Raw genomic sequence first — 19,113 nt, 5'->3', positions numbered from 1 at the left:
GGGAAAAGCCCATCGCAACCCAGGACACGAATCGCAGCATATCATTAGGATTCGCTGAGGAGATGCCCGTATGACGCTCAACCTCACCCTGCCCGTTTCCCAGCACACCGACTTCAGTCCGCGCATCACCGTCATCGGTGTCGGCGGTGGCGGCACCAATGCGGTCAACAACATGATCGCCATGGGCCTCGAAGGCGTGGAGTTCGTCGTCGCCAACACCGACGCGCAGTCCCTCATGCACAGCAAGGCGCCGGCCCGCGTGCAGCTCGGCCCGCACCTGACGCAGGGCCTCGGCGCCGGCGCCAAGCCCGAGATCGGCCGCGCCGCCGCCGAGGAGGCGACCGAGGAGCTGACCAAGCACCTCGAGGGCTGCCACATGGTCTTCGTCACCGCCGGCATGGGCGGCGGCACCGGCACCGGCGCCGCGCCGGTGATCGCCCGCATGGCGCGCGAGCGCGGCGTGCTGACCGTCGGCGTCGTCACCAAGCCCTTCGACTTCGAGGGACCGAAGCGCCGCCGCGCCTCCGAGCAGGGCATCGAGGAGCTGCAATCGGTCGTCGACACGCTGATCATCATCCCGAACCAGAACCTGTTCAGGATGGCGAACGAGCGCACCACCTTCGCCGAGGCCTTCAAGATGGCCGATGCGGTGCTGTACGACGGCGTGCGCGGCGTCACCGACCTGATGATCAAGCCGGGCCTGGTCAATCTCGACTTCGCCGACATCCGCACCGTGATGGCGGAGATGGGCAAGGCGATGATGGGCACCGGCGAGGCCGAGGGCGACGACCGCGCCGTGAAGGCGGCCGAGAAGGCGATCAGCAACCCGCTGCTCGACGACGCCTCGCTGCGCGGCGCCCGTGGCGTGCTGATCAACATCACCGGCGGCTACGACATGACGCTGTTCGAGGTTGACGAGGCCGCGAACCGCATCCGCAAGGAAGTCGACGAGGACGCCAACATCATCTTCGGCTCCTCGGTCGAGGAGGACCTGAACGGCCGGCTGCGCGTCGCCGTCGTCGCCACCGGCATCGATGCGGTGCAGCCGCAGGCGGTGAACCCGGCCGCCGCCGGCAAGGCGGAGGGTCTCACCCTGGTCCCCGGCGGCCGCGCCGCGCCGACCATCGGCGGCCGCGCCGCCGTGCCGGGCACCCCGACCGCGGGACATGCGCCTGGTCACGCCCCCGGGCACGTCCCTGGACACGTCCCCGGGCAGCCGGCGTCGCGCCGGACCGCGGTGAACATCCCGGGCTCCTTCCTTCGCCCGGCGGTGAACGCCGCCGCACCGATGCCCGCCGCGGACGCCTCCGGTCCTGTGCTCGGCCCGGTGTCGGTGGTGATGGAGGAGGCGGAAGCCGCCGCGCCGGTGATGATGACCCCGGCCCCGGCGCCGGGTTCCGCCCCGGGCGGCCGGCCGGTGCCGGCCATGACCGCCGCCGATATGCGGCCGGTCGGGCAGCCGCCGCAGCCCTCCTCGGCCGGCGGCACCTTCCGGGCGCTGTTCCGCAACGTCACCGGCGGCGGGCTGATGCGCCGCACCCTGCCCGAGGCGCCGCCGGCCCCGGTCGCCAGCCAGCTGGCGCCCGAACCGACCGCCCAGCGCCCGGCCACCCGCATGCCGCAGCAGGACGACATGGCGCTCGAGATCCCGAGCTTCCTGCGGCGCCAGTCGAACGGGTGATCCCCTTGCCGTGGCGCCTCCCCGAGGGGGCCACGGCACCGGAACTAGGGGGGACTCGCCCCTGCAAGCCGCCGTGGCCCATCGCGGCGGCTTTTCCATTCCTGCCTCACGCACCGCCGGCGAGATACAAATCGCTATTTTTTTCCAAGCAATTACAGTTGCTTAAGAAGTAATATGACGAAACAAGCCTTTATTCGCCGCAGCGCACACCCGATGCCACCTATGCGCTGGGCCTGAGGCCGAAAGGCAGGGCCCGGACTTCGCAGAGGCAAGCATGGACGGGTATATCGCACTGGAGACGGGTCGCCGCCGGACGTTGAAGGCCGCCATCGGCTGCGTCGGCATTGGCCTGCACAGCGGGCGTCGCGTCCAGCTGACCCTGCGGCCGGCGGCGCCGGGCGCAGGGATCGTCTTCCGCCGCACCGATGCCGGCTTCGAGGTCCCCGCCCTGTTCGACCAGGTCATGGACACGCGGCTCTGCACCGCCCTCGGCTTGGCCGAGGCGCCGCAGCTGCGCATCGGCACGGTCGAGCATGTCATGGCCGCCCTGGCTGGCTGCAGCGTGGACGATGCGATGGTCGAGCTCGACGGCCCCGAGGTGCCGATCCTGGATGGTTCGGCCTCGGCCTTCGTCTTCCTCATCGACTGCGTCGGCCTTGTCGCCCATGGCGGCCTCGGCCTCCGGCAGATGGAGGCGATCGAGGTGCTGCGCCGGGTGCGGGTGCAGGAGGGCGACGGGCCGGAGGCCGCCTGGGCCGAGCTCGCCCCGAATACGGGCGGGTCGTTCGAGGCCAGCCTGACCATCGACTTCCCGACGCCGGCCATCGGCCGCCAGTCCTTCTCGCTGCGCCTGTCGCCGCAGAGCTTCCGCGACGAGCTGGCCGAGGCGCGGACCTTCACCATGGCCGAGGACGTGGCCCGGCTCCGCGCCGCCGGCCTTGCGCTCGGCGGCAGCCTGGCCAATGCGGTGGTGGTGGACGGCCCGCTGGTGCTGAACCCCGGTGGGCTGCGCCGGCCGGACGAGTTCGTGCGGCACAAGCTGCTCGATGTGGTCGGCGACCTCGCCCTTGCCGGCGCGCCGATTCGTGGCCGGTTCAACGGCTACCGCTCGGGCCATGCGCTGAACAACAAGCTGCTGCGCGCCCTCTTCGCCGACCGGGCGAATTGGCGGGCCCAGCCCGGCAATGCGACCATCGATGGCGGCGCCCGCATGCCGGTCGCCGCGGCCGCCGCCGCCGCCGTCGCCTGATCCCTCCCCCGGGCGGCCTGGGGGCGGCCCCGGAGCGGCCTGGATGGGTAGAGGCGGCGCCCGGCCGTCTGTGGACCGGCTCGTCGGCGTGCTATAGAGCAGCGGGGCATCGGGCGGGCATTCCGCAACGCGGCTCCCCCCGCTTTGGCGGCGCGTCGGCGCCGTGGCACACCAGCGACCAGGCCATGATGATTCGACGCCTCTCCCTTCTGCTTGCCCTTGGCTTCGGCCTTTGTGCCCTGCCCGGCTGTTCCTGGTTCAGCGACTGGGACGGCAAGCAGGGCTCGCTCGATGCCGAGCGCCGGGTGGCCGCGAACGCCACCTACGACAATACGCCGGAGGGTCTTTACGCCGCCGGCGTAGAGGCGCTGCAGGCGAAGCGTTTCGCTGCGGCCGCCGATTATTTCGACCAGATCGAGCGTGACCATCCCTATTCGACCTGGGCGACGAACGCCAAGCTGATGTCGGCCTATGCCGAGTACCAGCGCAACCGCTACACCGAGGCCATCGGCGCGCTCGACCGTTTCATCCAGCTGCATCCGGCGCATCGCGACATCGCCTACGCCTTCTACCTGCGCGCCCTCTGCTACTACGAGCAGATCGCCGATGCGCAGCGCGACCAGCGCCCGACGGAACAGGCCATGGCGGCGCTGCAGGATGTGGTGAACCGCTTTCCCGACACCGCCTATGCCCGCGATGCCCGGCTGAAGATCGACCTCGCCCGCGACCACCTCGCCGGCAAGGAGATGAACATCGGTCGCTTCTACCAGCGCCAGCGGCTCTATGCCGCGGCGATCGGCCGCTTCCGCCGGGTCGTCGAGGATTACCAGACCACCAACCACGTGCCGGAGGCGCTGCACCGCCTGACCGAGATCTACCTGACGCTCGGCCTGACCGACGAGGCGAAGAAGACCGCCTCCGTGCTCGGGCACAATTTCCCGGGCAGCCCCTGGTACCAGGACAGCTACGCCCTGCTGGTGGACGGCGCCCCGACCTATGCGCAGGACCGCCCCGGCCTGGTGGCGCGCGTCTGGAACTGGATCTTCTGAGGGCGTTGTAGCCCCTCCCATGCTGGCATCCCTTGCGATCCGCGACGTCGTCCTGATCGAGCGGCTGGACCTCGCCTTCGGCAGCGGCCTGACGGTGCTGACGGGCGAGACCGGCGCCGGCAAGTCGATCCTGCTCGACAGCCTCGGCCTTGCCTGCGGCGCCCGCGCCGAGGCCGGCATGGTCCGTGCAGGCCAGGCGCAATGCTCGGTCACCGCCGTCTTCCTGCCGCCCGAGGGCCATCCTGCGCTCGCCCTGCTGGCCGAGCAGGGGATCGAGCGGGACGACGCGCTGGTGCTGCGGCGGGTGGTGCAGGCGGATGGCCGCAGCCGCGCCTTCGTCAACGACCAGCCGGTCGGCGTCGCGCTGCTGCGCCGCCTCGCCGCGCTGCTGGTCGAGGTCCAGGGCCAGCACGACCAGGTCGGCCTCGCCGATCCGGCGACGCATGCCGGGCTGCTGGATGCCTTCGGCGGCCTCGACCCGCGGCGCAACGCCGCCGGCGCCGCCTGGCGCGGCTGGCGCGAGGCGGAGCGCGCCCTCGCCACGGCGCGCGAGGCCATCGCCGCGGCGCAGCGCGACGAGGAATTCCTCCGCCACGCCGTGCAGGAACTGTCCGAGCTCGCCCCGGTCGAGGGCGAGGAGGAGGAGCTGAGCGGCGAGCGGCAGCGCCTGCAGCAGGGCGAGCGGCGGAGCGAGAGCATCGCCGCCGCGCTCGGCGAGCTGCAGCCGCGCGACCGCCGCCGCGGCGGCCCGGCCGATGCGCTGCGCAACGCGGCGCGGGCGCTGGAGCGGCTGCCGGCGCCGAACGAGGAGGCGCAGCCGGCGCTGACCGCCCTCGCCCAGGCGCAGGATGCCGTGGCCGAGGCCGAGACGCTGCTCGAGCGCCTGATGAACGAGGGCGGGCCCGATCCGCGCCGCCTGGAGCAGCTCGAGGACCGGCTCTTCGGCCTGCGCGCCGCCGCCCGCAAGCATGGCGTCGCCGTGGTGGAGCTGCCGGCGCTGCTGGCCGAGCTGAAGGAGCGGCTCGGCGCGCTCGATGCCGGCACCGAGCGCGTGGCCGGGCTGGAACAGGCGGCCGAGGCCGCGCGCGCCGCCTATCTGCAAGCCGGCCGGGCGCTGACCGAGGCGCGGCAGGCGGCGGCCAAGCGGCTGGAGACGGCGCTGGCCAAGGAGCTGCCGCCACTGAAGCTCGACCGCGCCCGCTTCTTCGTCGAGGTCACGGCGCGGGAGGAAGGCGGCTGGTCGGCCGATGGCATGGATCGCGTCACCTTCCTCGTCGCCACCAATCCCGGCCAGGCGCCGGGGCATCTGCAGAAGATCGCCTCGGGCGGCGAGTTGTCGCGGCTGATGCTGGCGTTGAAGGTGGTGCTGGCCCGCGGCTCGCCGGTGCCGACCCTGATCTTCGACGAGGTGGATGCCGGCATCGGCGGCGCGACGGCGGCGGCCGTCGGCGACCGGCTGGCGCGCGTCGCCGAGCGGCTGCAGGTGCTGGTGGTGACGCACAGCCCGCAGGTTGCGGCGCGCGGCGGCCAGCAGCTCCGCGTCGCCAAGCAGGTGAAGGGCGAGCGCGCCGCCACCACGGTCGAGCCGCTGGACCGGCGCGCGCGGCGCGAGGAGATCGCCCGCATGCTGGCCGGCGAGCGGGTGACGGATGCCGCCCGCGCCGCGGCGGACAGCCTGCTGGAGGGGACGCTGCTGTGACCTGGCCCGCCCCCGCGGGCGGGCCGATCGGGGAGCCCGGCCCATGACCGATGCCGGCCTCCGTGCCCGCCTGCCCGAGCAGCTCACAGAGGAGGAGGCGGCGGCCGAGCTGGCGGCGCTGGCCGCCGAGATCGCGCATCACGACCGCGCCTATCACGAACAGGACGCGCCCGAGGTCTCGGATGCCGATTACGATGCGCTGGTCCGCCGCAACCGCGCCATCGAGGGCCGCTTCCCCGGCCTGATCCGGGACGACAGCCCCTCGAAGCGCGTCGGCGCGCAGGCGGCCGAGGGATTTTCCAAATTCCGGCACGGCGTGCCGATGCTCAGCCTCGACAACGCCTTCGCGCCCGAGGATTTCGCCGAGTTCTGCGCCCGCATCCGCCGCTTCCTCGGGCTGAAGGAGGATGTCCTCGGCTTCGTCGGGGAGCCCAAGATCGACGGGCTCTCGGTGAACCTGGTCTATGAGGACGGCCGCTTCCTCCGCGGCGCCACGCGCGGCGACGGGACGGAGGGCGAGGACGTCACCGCGAATCTGCGCACGCTGAAGGATTTGCCTCTGCGGTTGCGCGGGAAGGCGCCGGAGCGAATAGAAATCCGCGGCGAGGTCTTCATGGAGAAGCCCGCCTTCCTCGCCTTCAATGCCGAGCAGGCGCGGCGCATCGAGGCCGGGGAGAAGAACCAGCGCGTCTTCGCCAACCCGCGCAACGCCGCCGCCGGCTCGCTGCGCCAGCTCGATGCGCGGATCACCGCGCAGCGGCCGCTGAAGCTTTTCGCCTATGCCATGGGAGCTGCGAGCAGCGTGCCGGTCGCGACGCATTGGGAGTGGTTGGCGCAGCTCCGCGACTGGGGCTTCGACGTGAACCCGCTCTCCGAGCTGCTGCCGGACGAGACCGCCGCGGCGGCCTTCCAGGCCCGGATCGCCGAGCAGCGCGCCCGCCTCGCCTATGACATCGACGGCGTGGTCTACAAGCTCGACCGGCTGGACTGGCAGGGGCGGCTCGGCTTCGTCGGCCGGGCGCCGCGCTGGGCCATCGCCTGGAAATTCCCCGCCGAGCAGGCCACGACCCGGCTGCTGCGGATCGAGATCCAGGTCGGCCGCACCGGCGCCCTGACCCCGCGGGCGGTGATGGAGCCGGTCAATGTCGGCGGCGTCATCGTGCAGCATGCGACGCTGCACAACGAGGATGAGATCGCCCGCAAGGATGTCCGCCCGGGCGATACGGTGGTGCTGCAGCGCGCCGGCGACGTCATCCCGCAGATCGTCTCCGTGGTGCTGGAGAAGCGCCCGGCGGAGAGCGCGCCTTTCGCCTTTCCCGATCGCTGCCCGGCCTGCGGCAGCCAGGCCCTGCGCCCGGAGGGCGAGGTGGTGCGGCGCTGCACCGGCGGCCTGATCTGCCCTGCCCAGACGGTGGAGCGGCTGCGGCATTTCGTCGCCCGCAACACCATGGATATCGAGGGTCTGGGTGAGGAGCGCATCCAGCAGCTGCACGACCTCGGCTGGCTGCAGGGCCCGGCCGACATCTTCCGCCTGCCGCAGCGGGAGGCGGAGATCGCCGCGCTCGAGGGCTGGGGCGAGCTCTCCGCCCGCAACCTGGTGCGCGCCATCGAGGCGCGGCGGAAGCCGCCCTTCGAGCGCTTCATCTTCGCCCTCGGCATCCGCCGCATCGGCGAGGCCAATGCCAAGCTGCTGGCCCGGCACTACCACTCCCTGCCGGAATGGCGGGAGCGGATGCTGGCAGCGCGCATCATCGGCTCGGAGGCGCGGGAGGAGCTGGGCTCGATCCAGGGCATCGGCCCGGCCATCGCCGAGGAGCTGGTCGCCTTCTTCGCCGAGCCGCGCAACCTCGCCGCGCTCGACGACCTCGCCGGCTTCGTCGAGCCGGAGCCGGCCCGCTTCACCGCGGCGGCGGATTCACCCTTCGCCGGCAAGACGCTGGTCTTCACCGGCACGCTCGAGACCATGACCCGGCCCGAGGCGGAGGCGCGGGCCGAGGCGCTGGGCGCCAAGGTGACGAAGACCGTCTCGAAGCGGACGGATTTCGTGGTGATCGGGGCCGATGCCGGCAGCAAGGCAACCAAGGCCGCCGAGCTTGGCCTGCGGACGCTCACCGAGGCGGAGTGGCGGGAGATGGCGGGGCTCGGCTGAACCCCGCCGGGCTCTGTCCTGGGGCGGCCCGGCGTCCCGCGCCGCGGGCGGGCCGCTTCCGCCGCTCAGCCGCCCTTGTTCGAGCGGCTGCGCGGCGTGGTCGGCAGCGGCGTCGCGGTCGGGCTGCCGGCATTGCCGGCCTGGCCCGAATAGTCGACCGTCGGCTCGGTGCCCTGCCCGGTGCTGCGCGTGCCGGTGATGGTCGCCGTGCCGGGCGTGGCGTTCGGGCTGCCGGACCCGGCGATGTCCCGTGCATCCTGCTTCAGCGGCGCGGCGCCCGGGCCGGCAGAGGTGCCGGCGACCGGCGGGCCGCCCGGCTTCACCTCGGAGCAGGCCGCGAGGGCCAAGCCGGCCGCAAGGCCGAGTGTCAGCGTGGTGATGCGCATCATGTCGAGTCCCCTGAAAAAGGTTGCGCTGCCAGCCTCACCGCAAAATCGCATGGCCGTGAAGTCACATCGGCTTGCCGGTAGCGCCATGTCGCAGCCATGCATGTCACGAAATCGAGCGCAACCTTGGCGCAGCTTAGGCGAGATCTTTCGCGGCTGGAATCGCCCGGATCAGTGACGATGCGCAGAAAACAAGGTTTTAGCCCTCGATGGGGCGCGATGCGTCGTCAAGCCCACGGGTCCGTCCCGAATGCGTCCAGCCCGGCGCATGTAACGCAGGCGGGGCCCGCGCGAGCCTCCCGGCGACGCCGATCCATTCCCGTCGCGCGACGATGCCCCGCCCTTCCGCCGCCCGCCCCCTTCCCGGCGCGGCGCGCGGCGGCGATCCTGCGGCCCTGAGAAGGAGGACGCCATGGCCGAGAGCAACCTGCAGGTGCTGCTGCGCCGCCGCCCGCAAGGCGCGCCGGTGCCGGAGGATTTCGAGATTGTCGAGACCCCGGCCCCCGAGCCCGCGGAGGGCGAGGTGCTGGTCCGCGCCGAATACCTCTCGCTCGATCCCTACATGCGCGGCCGCATGTCGGAGGCGAAGAGCTACGCCAAGCCGGTCGAGCTCGGCGCGGTGATGGAGGGGCGCACGGCCGGCACCGTCGTCGCCTCGAAGGCCGCGTCCTTCAAGCCGGGCGACGTGGTGGCCGGCGGCTATGGCTGGCAGCGCTTTTCCTGCGTGAAGGCGGCCGGCCTCATCAAGCTCGACCCCTCCGAGGCGCCGCTCTCGGCCAATCTCGGCGTGCTCGGCATGCCCGGTCTCACCGCCTGGGTCGGGCTCGAGGATATCGGCCAGCCGAAAGCCGGCGAGACCATGGTGGTCTCGGCGGCCTCCGGCGCCGTCGGCCAGGTGGTCGGGCAGATCGGCAAGCTCCGCGGCTGCAGGGTGATCGGCATCGCCGGCGGCGAGCGGAAATGCCGCTACGTGACCGAGGAACTCGGGCTCGACGCCTGCGTCGACCATCGCGGCGACCTCGCGGCGCAGCTCGACCGGCATTGCCCGGAGGGGATCGACGTCTATTGGGAGAATGTCGGCGGCGCGGTGCAGGCGGCGGTCTTCCCGCGGCTGCGCGACTTTGCCCGCATGGTGATGTGCGGCGTCATCGCGCAGTACAACGTGGCCGAGGGCTCGGACAGCTTCGGCGGCGCGCCCGGCCCCAATCTCGGCGCCGTGGTGCGCAAGCGGCTGCGCATCCAGGGCTTCATCGTCAGCGACAATGGCTGGCCGCGCTACCCGCAATTCCGCCGCGAGATGCTGGGCTGGATGCGCGACGGCCGGCTGCGCTGGCGCGAGGACGTGGTGGAGGGGCTGCGCAACGCACCCGAGGCCTTCATCGGCCTGCTGCAGGGGAAGAATTTCGGCAAGCTGGTGGTGAAGGTGGATTGAGGGGCAGCAGGTTCCCCGAAGCCGTTCCGCGGCTTCGGGGGGCCGCCCTCAGCCGCGCCGGCCGGGCAGCGTGGCGAGGGCCGCCTCGAAGGCGTCCAGCGTGTGGCGCACATCGGCTTCGGTATGGGCAAGGGAAATGTAGTACTTGCTCTCGCCCTTCAGGATGCCGGCGGCGCGGAGATGCGCGTTGACATGCTTCTGCGCCGCCGCATCGGCGCGCAGCGTGGCGCGGTAGTCGCGCACCGGCTCGGCGGTGAAGACCACGTCGAAGAGCGGCGGCTCGCCGATCACCTGCGCCGCGACGCCGGCCTTCCGCAGCGCCGCCTCCATCCCCTGCATCAGCGCCCGGCCGGTGGCGAAGACCTGCTCATAGGTGCCAGGCCGCTTCAGCACCTCCAGCGTGGCGAGGCCGGCGACGGCCGCGACCGGGTTGCCGGAGAGCGTGCCGACCTGCATCAGGAAGCCGTCGTCGCCGACCAGGCCGCGGTCGAAATGCGCCATGATGTCGGCGCGGCCGGCGATGGCCGAGAGGGCGAAGCCGCCGCCGACGATCTTGCCAAGGGTGCAGAGATCGGGCGTCACGCCGTAATAGCTCTGGGCGCCGCCATAGGCGAAGCGGAAGCCGGTGACGACCTCGTCGAAGATCAGCGGGATGCCGTATTGCGCGGTGATCTCGCGGATGCCCTCGAGGAAGCCGGGGGCGGGCGGGATCAGGCGCTGGAAGGGCTCGAGGATCACCCCGCCGAGCTCGTCGTGATGCGCCGCGATCAGTGCCCGCGCGGCCTCGAGGTCGTTGAAGGGGGCGACCAGCACCTCCTCCCGCGCGCTTCTCGGGATGCCGGGCGAATCCGGCACCGCCTGCGGGAAATTTGCCAGGTGCTTCGGCGCCAGGCTCATCAGGCCCCAATCGGACATGCCGTGATAGCCGCCCTCGAATTTCAGGATGCGGTCGCGCTTGCGGAAGGCGCGCGCCACCCGCATCGCATACATGTCCGCCTCGGTGCCGCTGCTGAGGAAGCGCACCCGCTCGGCGCAGGGCAGCGCCTCGACGATCGCCTCGGCCAGCCGGATGCCGTGCTCGTTATTGGCGAAGAAGGTGGTGCCGCGCGGGATCTGCGCCAGCACCGCCTCGGTCACCTCGGGATGCGCATGGCCGAGGAACATCGGCCCGGAGCCGAGCAGGTAGTCGATGTAGTCCCGCCCCGAGACGTCCCGGACATGGCCGCCGCGTCCCTCGCGGATGACGATGTCGGAGGGCAGGTTGCCGAAATTGCCGGCCGGCAGCACGCGATGCGCCGCCTCCACCAGGGTCTGCTCCTCGGTCTTGCCTGCCGCGCCGTCCATCCGCCTGCTCCTTCGCTCGGATGCCCCGCAGGCTAGAGCGTGATCGCTTGGGGTGGAATCACCGAAAAGCGTGAATCACGCGATCAAACAACGGCCTGGACCATGATCCGCGACCCTGTGTGAGCGGATCATGGTCCAGGCCAGGATGCGCCGGGCGGGAACGTGCTGCATCGCAGCGCGCAACTTCCCCCTACCCGCCGCCATGCGGGTCGTCGCGCGGCAGGATCTCCCGGATGTAGTCCCGCCCCTTCCATTCCGGCGCCGCCGAGCCGCCATCCGGCCGCGGCAGGTAAGCCGAGGGCTCGCCGCCGGCGAGGTCGGGGATGTAGCGCGGACAGTTGGGGAAGATGTCGGTCACCGCCACCCGCACCAGCCGCCGCGCCCCGGGGATGGCGGCCAGCCGTGCCGGGTCCTCGACCAGGCTCGCCCGGCCGCGCAGGCGCAGCCGCGGCGAGCGTCCGTCGAAGGCGATGAAGAGCATGCCGATGCCCGGGCTCAGCAGGATGTTGCCGAGGGAGAGGTGCATCGAATTGCCGTCGTAATCCGGCCATTCGAGGCTGGCCGGGCCGGTCACCCGGACGAAGCCGGGCGGGCCGCCCTTGAAGCTGCAATCGACCGCGCTCCCGGCGGCGGTGGCGACGAAGAAGAAGGGCGTGGCCTCGATCAGCGCGACATGCTGGGGGGCGAAGCTCTCCACCCGGCGCCGCGCCTCCAGCGCATCGGCGACGCGCCGCCCGTCATGGCGGTCCTGCAGCAGGCGGTTGCCGGCATGGAAAAGGCGCGAACGGTCCGCCTCGGCCCCCGCCCTTGCCCCCTCCGCGAGGCCGGTTCCGCCCGGCTCCGTTCCGCCTGGCCCCATCTCGTCTGGCCCCATCTCGTCTGGCTTGGCGCCGGCCATCCGCCGCAGCATGCGTCCCTGCCCCATCTCGGCCCTCCCCGTCCGGCCGGCAGGATGCGCCGCCCCCGTCCCGGCCGGCAAATCATCCGCCCGTCCGGGCCCAGCGCGCCGACGGCGAATTTCACGGACCGCATCCGATTTCCACGTTGGGCTGGCGCGCGAAGCGGGAAGCCCTATGCTATAGACTTGGCGTATGCCATTCGCTGCCCAGTCGGGCAGGGAGCGCAGGCCGGGTCCGTGGCACGGATCCGTCCGAAGGAGCACCGAAGAGTTCGAGAGATGGCCAAAAACGACAGCTGGCGCCCCCGCAAGCCCCGCAAGCGCGGTTTCGATGATGACGCGCCCGATTTCGCCGGCGGCTGGGGCGCCCCGCCGCCCTTCCCGATGCCAAGCATGCCTGCCTCGCGCGGACCTTCGGTCTTCGCCTCCGGGCCCGAGATTGAGGCGACGGTGAAGTGGTTCAACCCTGAGAAGGGTTTCGGCTTCGTCGAGCTCGGCAATGGCTCGGGCGACGCCTTCCTCCACGTCTCGGTGCTGCAGCGCTCCGGCAATGACGCGGTGAACCCCGGTGCCGGCCTGCGCGTGCGCGTCGGCCCGGGCCAGAAAGGCCAGCAGGTCACCGAGGTGGTCGAGATCACCAGTCCCGGCGAGCCCGGCGGCGGCGGTGGCGGCGGCCCCCGCGGCGGCTTCGGCGACCGCCCGCCGCGTGCCGGCGGCTTCGGCGACCGGCCCCCGCGCGCCGGCGGCGGCTTTGTCCCCTCGGGTCCCGCCGAGGAGATGCGCGGCACGGTGAAGTGGTACAGCCCGGAGAAGGGCTTCGGCTTCGTCTCGCCGGAGGGCGGCGGGCGCGACGTCTTCGTCCATGCCACCGCTCTCGAGCGCAGCGGGCTCTCGCCCCTGACCGAGGGCCAGGCCGTGGTCATGCAGGTCGTGCAGGGCCGCAAGGGCCCCGAGGCCTCGACCCTCAGCCACGCCTGAGCCATCGGCCTGGGCAGGCGGTAGAACGGGCAGGCCATAGGAAGGGGGGCGGCGCCACGGTGCCGCCCCTTTCGATTGCTATTCGAGCAGGGTCCGGTTCGCGGCCATCTCCGGCCGCGTGCCGGGGCTTGCGGGGGAAACGCGGATGCTGCTGCGCCGGGAACGGGCGATGACGGCGGTGGCCATCATGCTCGACGTCGCCTTCCATGCCGGCCGCACCGAGGCCGTCTCCGCCGCCGACATCGCCGAGCGGCTGGGACAGGCCCGCCGAGGCATCGAGCCGGTGCTGCAATCCCTCTCCCGCGCCGGGCTGCTCGACAGCATCCGCGGCCCGAAGGGCGGCTACCGCCTTGGCCGGCCGCCGCGCGACCTGCGCCTGGCCGAGATCGTCGCCACCGCGCTCGATGAGGATGGCGCGGGCGGCGAGCAGCCGGCCGGCCGGCTGCAGGCGGCGGTGGTGCAGCCCCTCTGGATGGAGCTGGAGGGGCTGTGCCGGGACCATCTCTCGAAGCTCACCATCGCCGATCTGATCAAGCGCGCCGCCGCCGCCGGGGTGCGGCGGCCGACCGTCGAGCCGCTGAACTTCGTGATCTGAGGCGCCCCGGCGCCATACTTGCCGCGCACGGGAATTGCCCCACTGTCCCGGTCGGGTGGCCCGCCCAGGGGGGAAGAACGCCATGGCCCGCGTCCGCAACATCGACAGCCGCGAATTGCCGCCCGGTCTGGCGGCCATCTACGAGCGCTTCGCCGCGGAATACGGCCCCTTCCGCAACCAGGTCGCGGTCCTCGCCCATGTCCCGGCGGCGCTGCGCCACCTGATGCCGATGCTGATGGAGCTGCGTGAGGCGAAGACCCTGCCGAAGCGCTATCTCGAGCTCGCCATCGTCGTCGTCTCCAACCTCAATGCCTGCCACTACTGCGTCGCCCACCACAAGCCCTTCCTGGTGGTGGAGGGGATCAGCCCCGAGGGCATCGACCGCATCATGGACTGGCGCGAGCATCCCGAGCTCGACGAGGCCGACCGGCTGGTGGTGCAATACGCCATCGCCGCCTGGGAGACGCCGAACCGCATCCCGGAGGCGCTGGTGCAGCGGCTGCGCAGCGTGCTGTCCGAGGCGCAGCTCGTCGAGCTGACCCTGCGCATCACCCTCTGCGGCTTCTTCAACCGCTTCAACGACGCCCTGCAGATCGACGAGGAGGACGAGGCGGAAGCGGCCCTCGACGGCTTCGGAACCCGCCCTCAGAGCTGAGGCGAGTCCCGCCCGGCCGCGCGGATCGCCCGCCAGACCGTCTCCGGCGTTGCCGGCATCTGCAGCCCGGTGACGCCGAGCGGCCGCAGCGCGTCCAGCACCGCATGCATCACCGTCTGCGGCGCCCCGATCGCCCCCGCCTGGCCGACGCCCTTGACGCCGAGCGGGTTGGAGCGGGTCGGCTCCTCGCCGAAGGCGATGGCGAGGTCGGGCAGGTCGGCGGCGCGCGGCAGGGCGTAGTCCATGAAGGAGGCGCTGAGGAGCTGGCCGGACTCCGGATCGTAGGCGATCCGCTCCTGGAGCGCCTGGCCGATGCCCTGGGCGAGGCCGCCCTGCACCTGGCCGGCCGTCAGCATCGGGTTCACCAGGCAGCCGTAGTCGTCCACCGCCTGGTAGCGCAGCAGCGCCACGGCGCCGGTCTCGGGATCGACCTCCACCTCGGCGGCATGCGCGCCGGAGGGGAAGGTGACGAGCTCGGAGAGGTTCTTCGCCTCGGCATCCAGCCCCGGCGGCATGCCCTCCGGCAGGTCGGCCGGGTCGTAGGAGGCCTCGATCAGCGCCTCCAGGGTCAGCGCCTGCCCATTGGCGGGCACGGTGAAGCAGCCCTCGGCGAATTCCACCGAATCCGGCGCCACCTGCAGCAGATGCGCCGCCAGCCGGCGCGCCTTGGCGATCACCTGCTCCAGCGCCATGACCAGGGCGGTGCCGCCGACATGCAGGGAGCGCGCCCCGCCATGGCCGTTGCCGAAGGCGACCGCGTCGCTATCCGCCTGCACCAGGCGGAAGCGGCTCTCCTCCAGCCCCAGCCAGGCGGCGGCGATCTGCGGGAAGCTGGTCTCGTGCCCCTGACCGTTCGACTGGGTGCCGATGACGATGTCCACCATCCCGTCCGGCGCGAAGCGCAGCGCCGCCCATTCCTGCGGCGCGCCGCGCGAGGTCTCGAGGAAACAGGCGATGCCGAGGCCGCGCAGCCGACCCCGCGCCGCACTCTCGGCGCGCCTTGCGGCGAAGCCCTCGCGATCCAGCAGCGCCTCGAGATCGGCGAGGTTGGCCTGGAAGCGGCCGGTATCCATCAGCATCCCGGTCGCACTGCGATAGGGAAAGGCGGCGATGGCGTTGCGCCGCCGGATCGCCACCGGGTCGAGGCCGGTGGCGCGGGCCGCGGCCTCGACCAGCCGCTCGGTCAGGTAGTTCGCCTCGGGCTTGCCGGCGCCGCGATAGGCATCGACCGGCAGGGAGTTGGTGAAGGCGCCCTCCACCTCCAGCAGGATGGCGGGGATGGCATAGATGCCGCCGATGGCGGTGCTGACGGAATTGGTCGGGCAGGCCGGACCGTGCGCCGAGCAATAGGCGCCCATATCGGCGGCCAGCCGGGCCTGCAGGGCGAGGAAGCGCCCCTCGGCATCGAGCGCCAGCCGGGCGGTGCCCTGCAGGTCGCGGCCATGCACGGCGCCCTGGAATTCCTCGCTCTGCGCGCCGATCCAGGCGACCGGCCGGCCCAGCCGGCGGGCCGCGGCGAGCAGCGCCACATGCTCGGGGAAGAGGAAGTTCTTCAGCCCGAAGCCGCCGCCGACATCGGGGCAGCGCAGATGGAAGGCCGCCTCCGGCAGGCCGAAGACCGTGGCGAGCTGCCGCCGCAGCCCGTGCACCCCCATGCCGGCGAGCAGCAGCTCGAAGCGCCCGCCCTCCCAGGCGGCGAGGGCACCGCGCGGCTCGATCGGGGCGGCATGGACGCGGTTGTTGATCAGGTCGAGCTCGACGATCCGCGCCGCGGCGGCGAACCCCGCCTCGGTGGCGGCGCGGTCGCCGCGCTCGAAGCGGAAGGCGCGGTTGCCCGGCGCCTGCGGCCAGAGCTGCGGCGCGCCCGGCGCCAGCGCGGCGCGGCTGTCGACCACCGCCGGCCGGGGATCGTAGGCGACCTCGATCGCCTCGGCCGCGTCGCGCGCTGCCGCCAGGCTCTCCGCGACGACGAGCGCCACCGGCTCGCCGACATGCCGCACCGCGCCCCGCGCCAGGGCATGCCGCTCGGGAATGATGAGCGGGCCGATGGTCTGCACCACCGCCGGGCAGGGTAGCGGGCCGATCCCCTCGCCGGCGAGGTCCTCGCCGGTGAGGACCAGGGCGACCCCCGGCATGGCGCGCGCCGCCGCGGCGTCGATGGCAAGCAGCCCGGCATGCGCATGCGGCGAACGCAGCACCGCAGCCTGCAGCGCCCCGGGCGGGACCAGATCCGCGACATAGCGCCCCTGGCCGGTGAGGAAGCGGGCATCCTCGACCCGGCGCCGGCTCTCGCCGATCATGGGGCAAGCTCCGATGCCGTCCGGCGGCGGGCCATGGCTTGCTCCTCAAAGCCTTTGGCGCATCGTGCCACGGCCTGGCACGGGCGCCCAGCCGCTGCCCCTCAGCCCCGTGCCAAGCGCTTCTCCACGAATTCCAGCCGGTCCTGGCCCCAGAAGATGTCCTCGCCGATGACGTAGCTCGGCGCCCCGAAGACGCCGCGGGCCAGCGCCGCCGCCGTGTCGCACTCGCGCATCGCGGCCCAGCGCGGCTCCTGCGACAGGGGCAGCAGGGTCGCCGGATCGAGGCCCGCCTCGGTCACCAGCCGGGCCAGGGTTTCCGGCGCGCCGGGATCCTGCTCCTCCTCCCAGAGCGCCTTCAGGATGCGGTGGGCGAGGCGGATCGCCGGCGCATCGCCCAGGCTCTCCCGCGCCGCGATCACCGCGCAGGCGCCCGGCAGCTCATTGGCGGGGAAATGCTTCGGCCGGATCTGGATCGGGATGCCGCGATGCTCGCGCCAGCGCGCCAGCTCCTGCAGCCGGTAGGCCTGGCGCTGCGGGCTGCGCTTCGGCAGGGGCAGCCCGCCGGAGCCGGCGAAGATGGTGCCGAAATCCACCGGCCAGATCCGCAGCGTGGCGCCGTGCTGCGCCGCCAGCGCCTCGATCCGCGCCGCGCCGAGATGCGTCCAGGGCGAGTTCAGCGAGGCGTAGTAGTCGATGTGCAAGGTCATGGAGACTCCTTCCCATCCTCGGCCCGCTGCCAGGCCGCCCGCTCCAGCGCATGCCGGAGATAGCGGCCCTGCCAGGCCCCCGGCCGCAGCCCGAGCTTGCGGGCAACCGCGAGCGAGGCGTGATTCGCCGGGTTGATGTCGGCGATGATGCGCGGCAGGCCGAGCCGGCGGAAGGCATGCGGCAGCAGCGCCGCCGCCGCCTCGGTGGCGATGCCCTGCCCCCAGGCGGCGCGGCGGAGGCGCCAGCCGATCTCGACCTCCGGCCCCCGCGCATCCTCCGGGATCAGCAGGACCCAGCCGAGGAAGGCGCCGCCCGCCTCCACCACCCAGTAGCCGAGGCCTGCCGGCCAGGGGCCGCGGGTGCGAGCCTCGATGAAGGCCCGATGCGCCGCGGCGTCGTCCCAGGGCCCGTCGATATGGCGGAGCACCGCCGGCTCGCGATCCATGGCGAGGCAGGCCTCGGTGTCCTCCAGGCGGCGCGGCCGCAGCCGCAGCCGCGTGGTCCGGAAGCAGGGCGGCGTCACGCCGGCAGCAGCGGCGCGCCGGTGGCGGCCCGCGCGGTCGCCAGGTCGATGCCCGGCGCCAGCTCGCGCACCGCGAAGCCCTCGCCGGTCGGGGCGAAGAGACCGTAATTCGTGGCCACCAGCGTCACCACGCCGCGCGCCGTCACCGGCAGGCGGCAGCGCGCCACCAGCCGCGGCTCGCCCTTGCGAGTGGTGTGCTCGAGCAGCAGGAAGACCCGCCGGGCGCAGGCGGCGAGGTCCATGGCGCCGCCGATGCCGCCCCCCTTGGCGCCGGCCAGCCGCCAATTGGCGAAGTCGCCGCCGGCCGAGACCTCGTAGGCGCCCATCACCGTGACATCGATGCGGCCGCTGCGGATGATGCCGAAGCTGTCGGCATGGTGGACGATGGCGGCGCCCGGCTGCAGCGAGACATTCTGCCCGCCGGCATTGACCAGATGCAGGTCCTCCTCGCCCGGGGGCAGCACCGGCCCGTAGCCGATGACGCCGTTCTCCGCATGATAGACGATGTCGCGGTCGCCTATGTCGGTGTTGGAGCAGAGGGTCGGCAGGCCGACGCCAAGATTGACGATCCAGCCATCCTGGAATTCACGCGCCAGGCGATCCGCCATCTGCTGCCGGTCCCAGCCGGTCGATGCGGCGCCGCTCACCGCGCGCGCTCCTGCCGGCGGGTGGTCCAGAGCCCCTCGGGCGCGGGCGGGATGGCGACGAGGCGCTGGACGAAGATGCCGGGCGTGTGGATCTGGTCCGGGTCGAGCGCCCCCGCCGGCAGGATCGGCTCCTCCACCTCGACGATCGCGAGGCGCGCTGCCATCGCCATCAGCGGGCCGAAATTCCGCTGGCTGCGCCTGTATTGCAGGTTGCCGGCGGCATCCGCGCGCCAGGCGCGCAGCAGGGCGACGTCGCAGGGCAGCGCGTATTCCAGCAGGTATTCGCGGCCGTTGATCACCCGCGTCTCGCGCCCCTCGGCGAGCTCGGTGCCCACCGCGGTCGGCGTGTAGAAGGCGGGGATGCCGGCGCCCGCGGCGCGCAACCGCTCGGCGAGCGTGCCCTGCGGCACCAGCTCGGCCTCGACCTCGCCGGCCTCGTAGAAGCGAGTGAAGGGCAGCACGTCGCTCGGCCGCGTCGCCGCGGTGAAGCTGCAGACCACCTTCGCCACCTGCCCGTTCTCCACCAGCATGCCGATATCGGGCATGCGCGGCTGCTGCGCGCCACCGGTGGTATTGGCGATGCAGGTCAGGCGCTTCGCCCCCTGGGCGAGCAGCGCCCGGGTGAGATTGTAGGGCGTGCCCGGCCCGGCGAAGCCGCCGAAGGCGATGACGGCGCCATCGGGAATATCCGCGAGCGCCGCGGCGAAACTCTGCATCACCTTGCCTGGGCGTGCCATGCTCGACCTTTCCTCCCGCAGTCTCCTTACAGCGAGCCTAGGACAGCCGACCGCCTGCCGTCGATGCATCCCGGATGGCGCGT

General features: G+C 72.4%; 17 protein-coding genes. 9 read left to right on the top strand and 8 right to left on the bottom strand.

Annotated elements, in window-relative coordinates; translation table 11 throughout:
• The first annotated feature begins 70 nt into the window (after nucleotides 1–70).
• The 5 genes from ftsZ to ligA all read left to right on the top strand — a co-directional run bounded on the left by ftsZ (nucleotide 71) and on the right by ligA (nucleotide 7,827).
• Nucleotides 71–1,681 carry a cell division protein FtsZ gene (ftsZ, locus tag HJG45_RS21735; protein ID WP_171615004.1) on the top strand — a complete coding sequence of 537 codons (1,611 nt, stop codon included), beginning with the start codon at nucleotides 71–73 and terminating at the stop codon, nucleotides 1,679–1,681.
• A 274-nt stretch (nucleotides 1,682–1,955) separates the two neighbouring features.
• Complete coding sequence (lpxC, locus tag HJG45_RS21730; protein WP_171615002.1) at nucleotides 1,956–2,930, top strand: UDP-3-O-acyl-N-acetylglucosamine deacetylase; 975 nt, start codon at nucleotides 1,956–1,958, stop codon at nucleotides 2,928–2,930.
• A gap of 185 nt (nucleotides 2,931–3,115) precedes the next feature.
• On the top strand, nucleotides 3,116–3,979 hold the full coding sequence (locus tag HJG45_RS21725) for an outer membrane protein assembly factor BamD (protein ID WP_254452695.1): 864 nt from the start codon (nucleotides 3,116–3,118) through the stop codon (nucleotides 3,977–3,979).
• 19 nt (nucleotides 3,980–3,998) lie between these two features.
• Nucleotides 3,999–5,678: a DNA repair protein RecN gene (gene recN, locus HJG45_RS21720; RefSeq protein WP_171615000.1), complete on the top strand. Its 1,680-nt coding sequence runs from the start codon at nucleotides 3,999–4,001 to the stop codon at nucleotides 5,676–5,678.
• 43 nt (nucleotides 5,679–5,721) lie between these two features.
• Nucleotides 5,722–7,827, top strand: coding sequence for an NAD-dependent DNA ligase LigA (ligA, locus tag HJG45_RS21715; protein WP_171614998.1), 2,106 nt, complete (start codon nucleotides 5,722–5,724; stop codon nucleotides 7,825–7,827).
• A 65-nt stretch (nucleotides 7,828–7,892) separates the two neighbouring features.
• Here ligA and HJG45_RS21710 read toward each other — a convergent pair whose 3' ends face one another.
• Nucleotides 7,893–8,216: a hypothetical protein gene (locus HJG45_RS21710; RefSeq protein WP_171614996.1), complete on the bottom strand. Its 324-nt coding sequence runs from the start codon at nucleotides 8,214–8,216 to the stop codon at nucleotides 7,893–7,895.
• Nucleotides 8,217–8,625: 409 nt separating this feature from the next.
• Here HJG45_RS21710 and HJG45_RS21705 point away from each other — a divergent pair, with 409 nt between their 5' ends.
• Complete coding sequence (locus HJG45_RS21705; RefSeq protein ID WP_171614994.1) at nucleotides 8,626–9,645, top strand: NADP-dependent oxidoreductase; 1,020 nt, start codon at nucleotides 8,626–8,628, stop codon at nucleotides 9,643–9,645.
• 48 nt (nucleotides 9,646–9,693) lie between these two features.
• On the opposite strand, the gene HJG45_RS21700 is transcribed toward HJG45_RS21705, so the two are convergent.
• Together HJG45_RS21700 and HJG45_RS21695 are read right to left on the bottom strand one after the other, a co-directional pair.
• Nucleotides 9,694–10,989, bottom strand: coding sequence for an aspartate aminotransferase family protein (locus tag HJG45_RS21700; RefSeq protein ID WP_171614992.1), 1,296 nt, complete (start codon nucleotides 10,987–10,989; stop codon nucleotides 9,694–9,696).
• A gap of 190 nt (nucleotides 10,990–11,179) precedes the next feature.
• Entirely contained in the window at nucleotides 11,180–11,914 is a 735-nt protein-coding gene (locus HJG45_RS21695) for a pyridoxamine 5'-phosphate oxidase family protein (RefSeq protein WP_171614990.1), read from the bottom strand.
• A 366-nt stretch (nucleotides 11,915–12,280) separates the two neighbouring features.
• On the opposite strand from HJG45_RS21695, the gene HJG45_RS29280 reads away from it, so the two are divergent.
• From HJG45_RS29280 to HJG45_RS21680, 3 genes are all read left to right on the top strand, one after another.
• Complete coding sequence (locus HJG45_RS29280; protein WP_302479793.1) at nucleotides 12,281–12,865, top strand: cold-shock protein; 585 nt, start codon at nucleotides 12,281–12,283, stop codon at nucleotides 12,863–12,865.
• Nucleotides 12,866–13,010: 145 nt separating this feature from the next.
• Entirely contained in the window at nucleotides 13,011–13,460 is a 450-nt protein-coding gene (locus HJG45_RS21685; protein ID WP_171614986.1) for an Rrf2 family transcriptional regulator, read from the top strand.
• Nucleotides 13,461–13,542: 82 nt separating this feature from the next.
• The gene (locus HJG45_RS21680) at nucleotides 13,543–14,115 is read left to right on the top strand and encodes a carboxymuconolactone decarboxylase family protein (protein ID WP_171614984.1); all 573 of its coding nucleotides are present in this window, start codon (nucleotides 13,543–13,545) and stop codon (nucleotides 14,113–14,115) included.
• Here HJG45_RS21680 and HJG45_RS21675 read toward each other — a convergent pair.
• From HJG45_RS21675 to HJG45_RS21655, 5 genes are all read right to left on the bottom strand, one after another.
• Nucleotides 14,106–16,415, bottom strand: a complete 2,310-nt coding sequence (locus tag HJG45_RS21675; RefSeq protein ID WP_171614981.1) for a xanthine dehydrogenase family protein molybdopterin-binding subunit — start codon at nucleotides 16,413–16,415, stop codon at nucleotides 14,106–14,108. The two genes, HJG45_RS21680 and HJG45_RS21675, sit on opposite strands and share 10 nt — an antisense overlap.
• A 101-nt stretch (nucleotides 16,416–16,516) precedes the next feature.
• Nucleotides 16,517–17,122: a 2-hydroxychromene-2-carboxylate isomerase gene (locus tag HJG45_RS21670; RefSeq protein WP_171614980.1), complete on the bottom strand. Its 606-nt coding sequence runs from the start codon at nucleotides 17,120–17,122 to the stop codon at nucleotides 16,517–16,519.
• On the bottom strand, nucleotides 17,119–17,646 hold the full coding sequence (locus HJG45_RS21665; protein ID WP_171614978.1) for a GNAT family N-acetyltransferase: 528 nt from the start codon (nucleotides 17,644–17,646) through the stop codon (nucleotides 17,119–17,121). Before HJG45_RS21665 ends, HJG45_RS21670 begins: the two co-directional genes overlap by 4 nt.
• Nucleotides 17,643–18,293, bottom strand: a complete 651-nt coding sequence (locus HJG45_RS21660) for a CoA-transferase (protein ID WP_368040652.1) — start codon at nucleotides 18,291–18,293, stop codon at nucleotides 17,643–17,645. The genes HJG45_RS21665 and HJG45_RS21660 overlap by 4 nt, the downstream gene beginning before the upstream one ends.
• Nucleotides 18,290–19,030, bottom strand: coding sequence for a CoA transferase subunit A (locus HJG45_RS21655; RefSeq protein ID WP_171614976.1), 741 nt, complete (start codon nucleotides 19,028–19,030; stop codon nucleotides 18,290–18,292). The genes HJG45_RS21660 and HJG45_RS21655 overlap by 4 nt, the downstream gene beginning before the upstream one ends.
• Nucleotides 19,031–19,113: the final 83 nt, after the last annotated feature.

The sequence above is a fragment of the Roseicella sp. DB1501 genome (assembly GCF_013112485.1).
GTDB lineage: Bacteria > Pseudomonadota > Alphaproteobacteria > Acetobacterales > Acetobacteraceae > Paracraurococcus.
This window is presented reverse-complemented; position numbering and strand designations above follow the sequence as displayed.

Bases quoted from the DNA above. Each gene is read 5' to 3' on its own strand.
- ftsZ (WP_171615004.1), top strand. From the start codon at position 71: ATGACGCTCAACCTCACCCTGCCCGTTTCCCAGCACACCGACTTCAGT.
- lpxC (WP_171615002.1), top strand. From the start codon at position 1,956: ATGGACGGGTATATCGCACTGGAGACGGGTCGCCGCCGGACGTTGAAG.
- HJG45_RS21725 (WP_254452695.1), top strand. From the start codon at position 3,116: ATGATGATTCGACGCCTCTCCCTTCTGCTTGCCCTTGGCTTCGGCCTT.
- recN (WP_171615000.1), top strand. From the start codon at position 3,999: ATGCTGGCATCCCTTGCGATCCGCGACGTCGTCCTGATCGAGCGGCTG.
- ligA (WP_171614998.1), top strand. From the start codon at position 5,722: ATGACCGATGCCGGCCTCCGTGCCCGCCTGCCCGAGCAGCTCACAGAG.
- HJG45_RS21710 (WP_171614996.1), bottom strand. From the start codon at position 8,216: ATGATGCGCATCACCACGCTGACACTCGGCCTTGCGGCCGGCTTGGCC.
- HJG45_RS21705 (WP_171614994.1), top strand. From the start codon at position 8,626: ATGGCCGAGAGCAACCTGCAGGTGCTGCTGCGCCGCCGCCCGCAAGGC.
- HJG45_RS21700 (WP_171614992.1), bottom strand. From the start codon at position 10,989: ATGGACGGCGCGGCAGGCAAGACCGAGGAGCAGACCCTGGTGGAGGCG.
- HJG45_RS21695 (WP_171614990.1), bottom strand. From the start codon at position 11,914: ATGGGGCAGGGACGCATGCTGCGGCGGATGGCCGGCGCCAAGCCAGAC.
- HJG45_RS29280 (WP_302479793.1), top strand. From the start codon at position 12,281: ATGCCTGCCTCGCGCGGACCTTCGGTCTTCGCCTCCGGGCCCGAGATT.
- HJG45_RS21685 (WP_171614986.1), top strand. From the start codon at position 13,011: ATGCTGCTGCGCCGGGAACGGGCGATGACGGCGGTGGCCATCATGCTC.
- HJG45_RS21680 (WP_171614984.1), top strand. From the start codon at position 13,543: ATGGCCCGCGTCCGCAACATCGACAGCCGCGAATTGCCGCCCGGTCTG.
- HJG45_RS21675 (WP_171614981.1), bottom strand. From the start codon at position 16,415: ATGATCGGCGAGAGCCGGCGCCGGGTCGAGGATGCCCGCTTCCTCACC.
- HJG45_RS21670 (WP_171614980.1), bottom strand. From the start codon at position 17,122: ATGACCTTGCACATCGACTACTACGCCTCGCTGAACTCGCCCTGGACG.
- HJG45_RS21655 (WP_171614976.1), bottom strand. From the start codon at position 19,030: ATGGCACGCCCAGGCAAGGTGATGCAGAGTTTCGCCGCGGCGCTCGCG.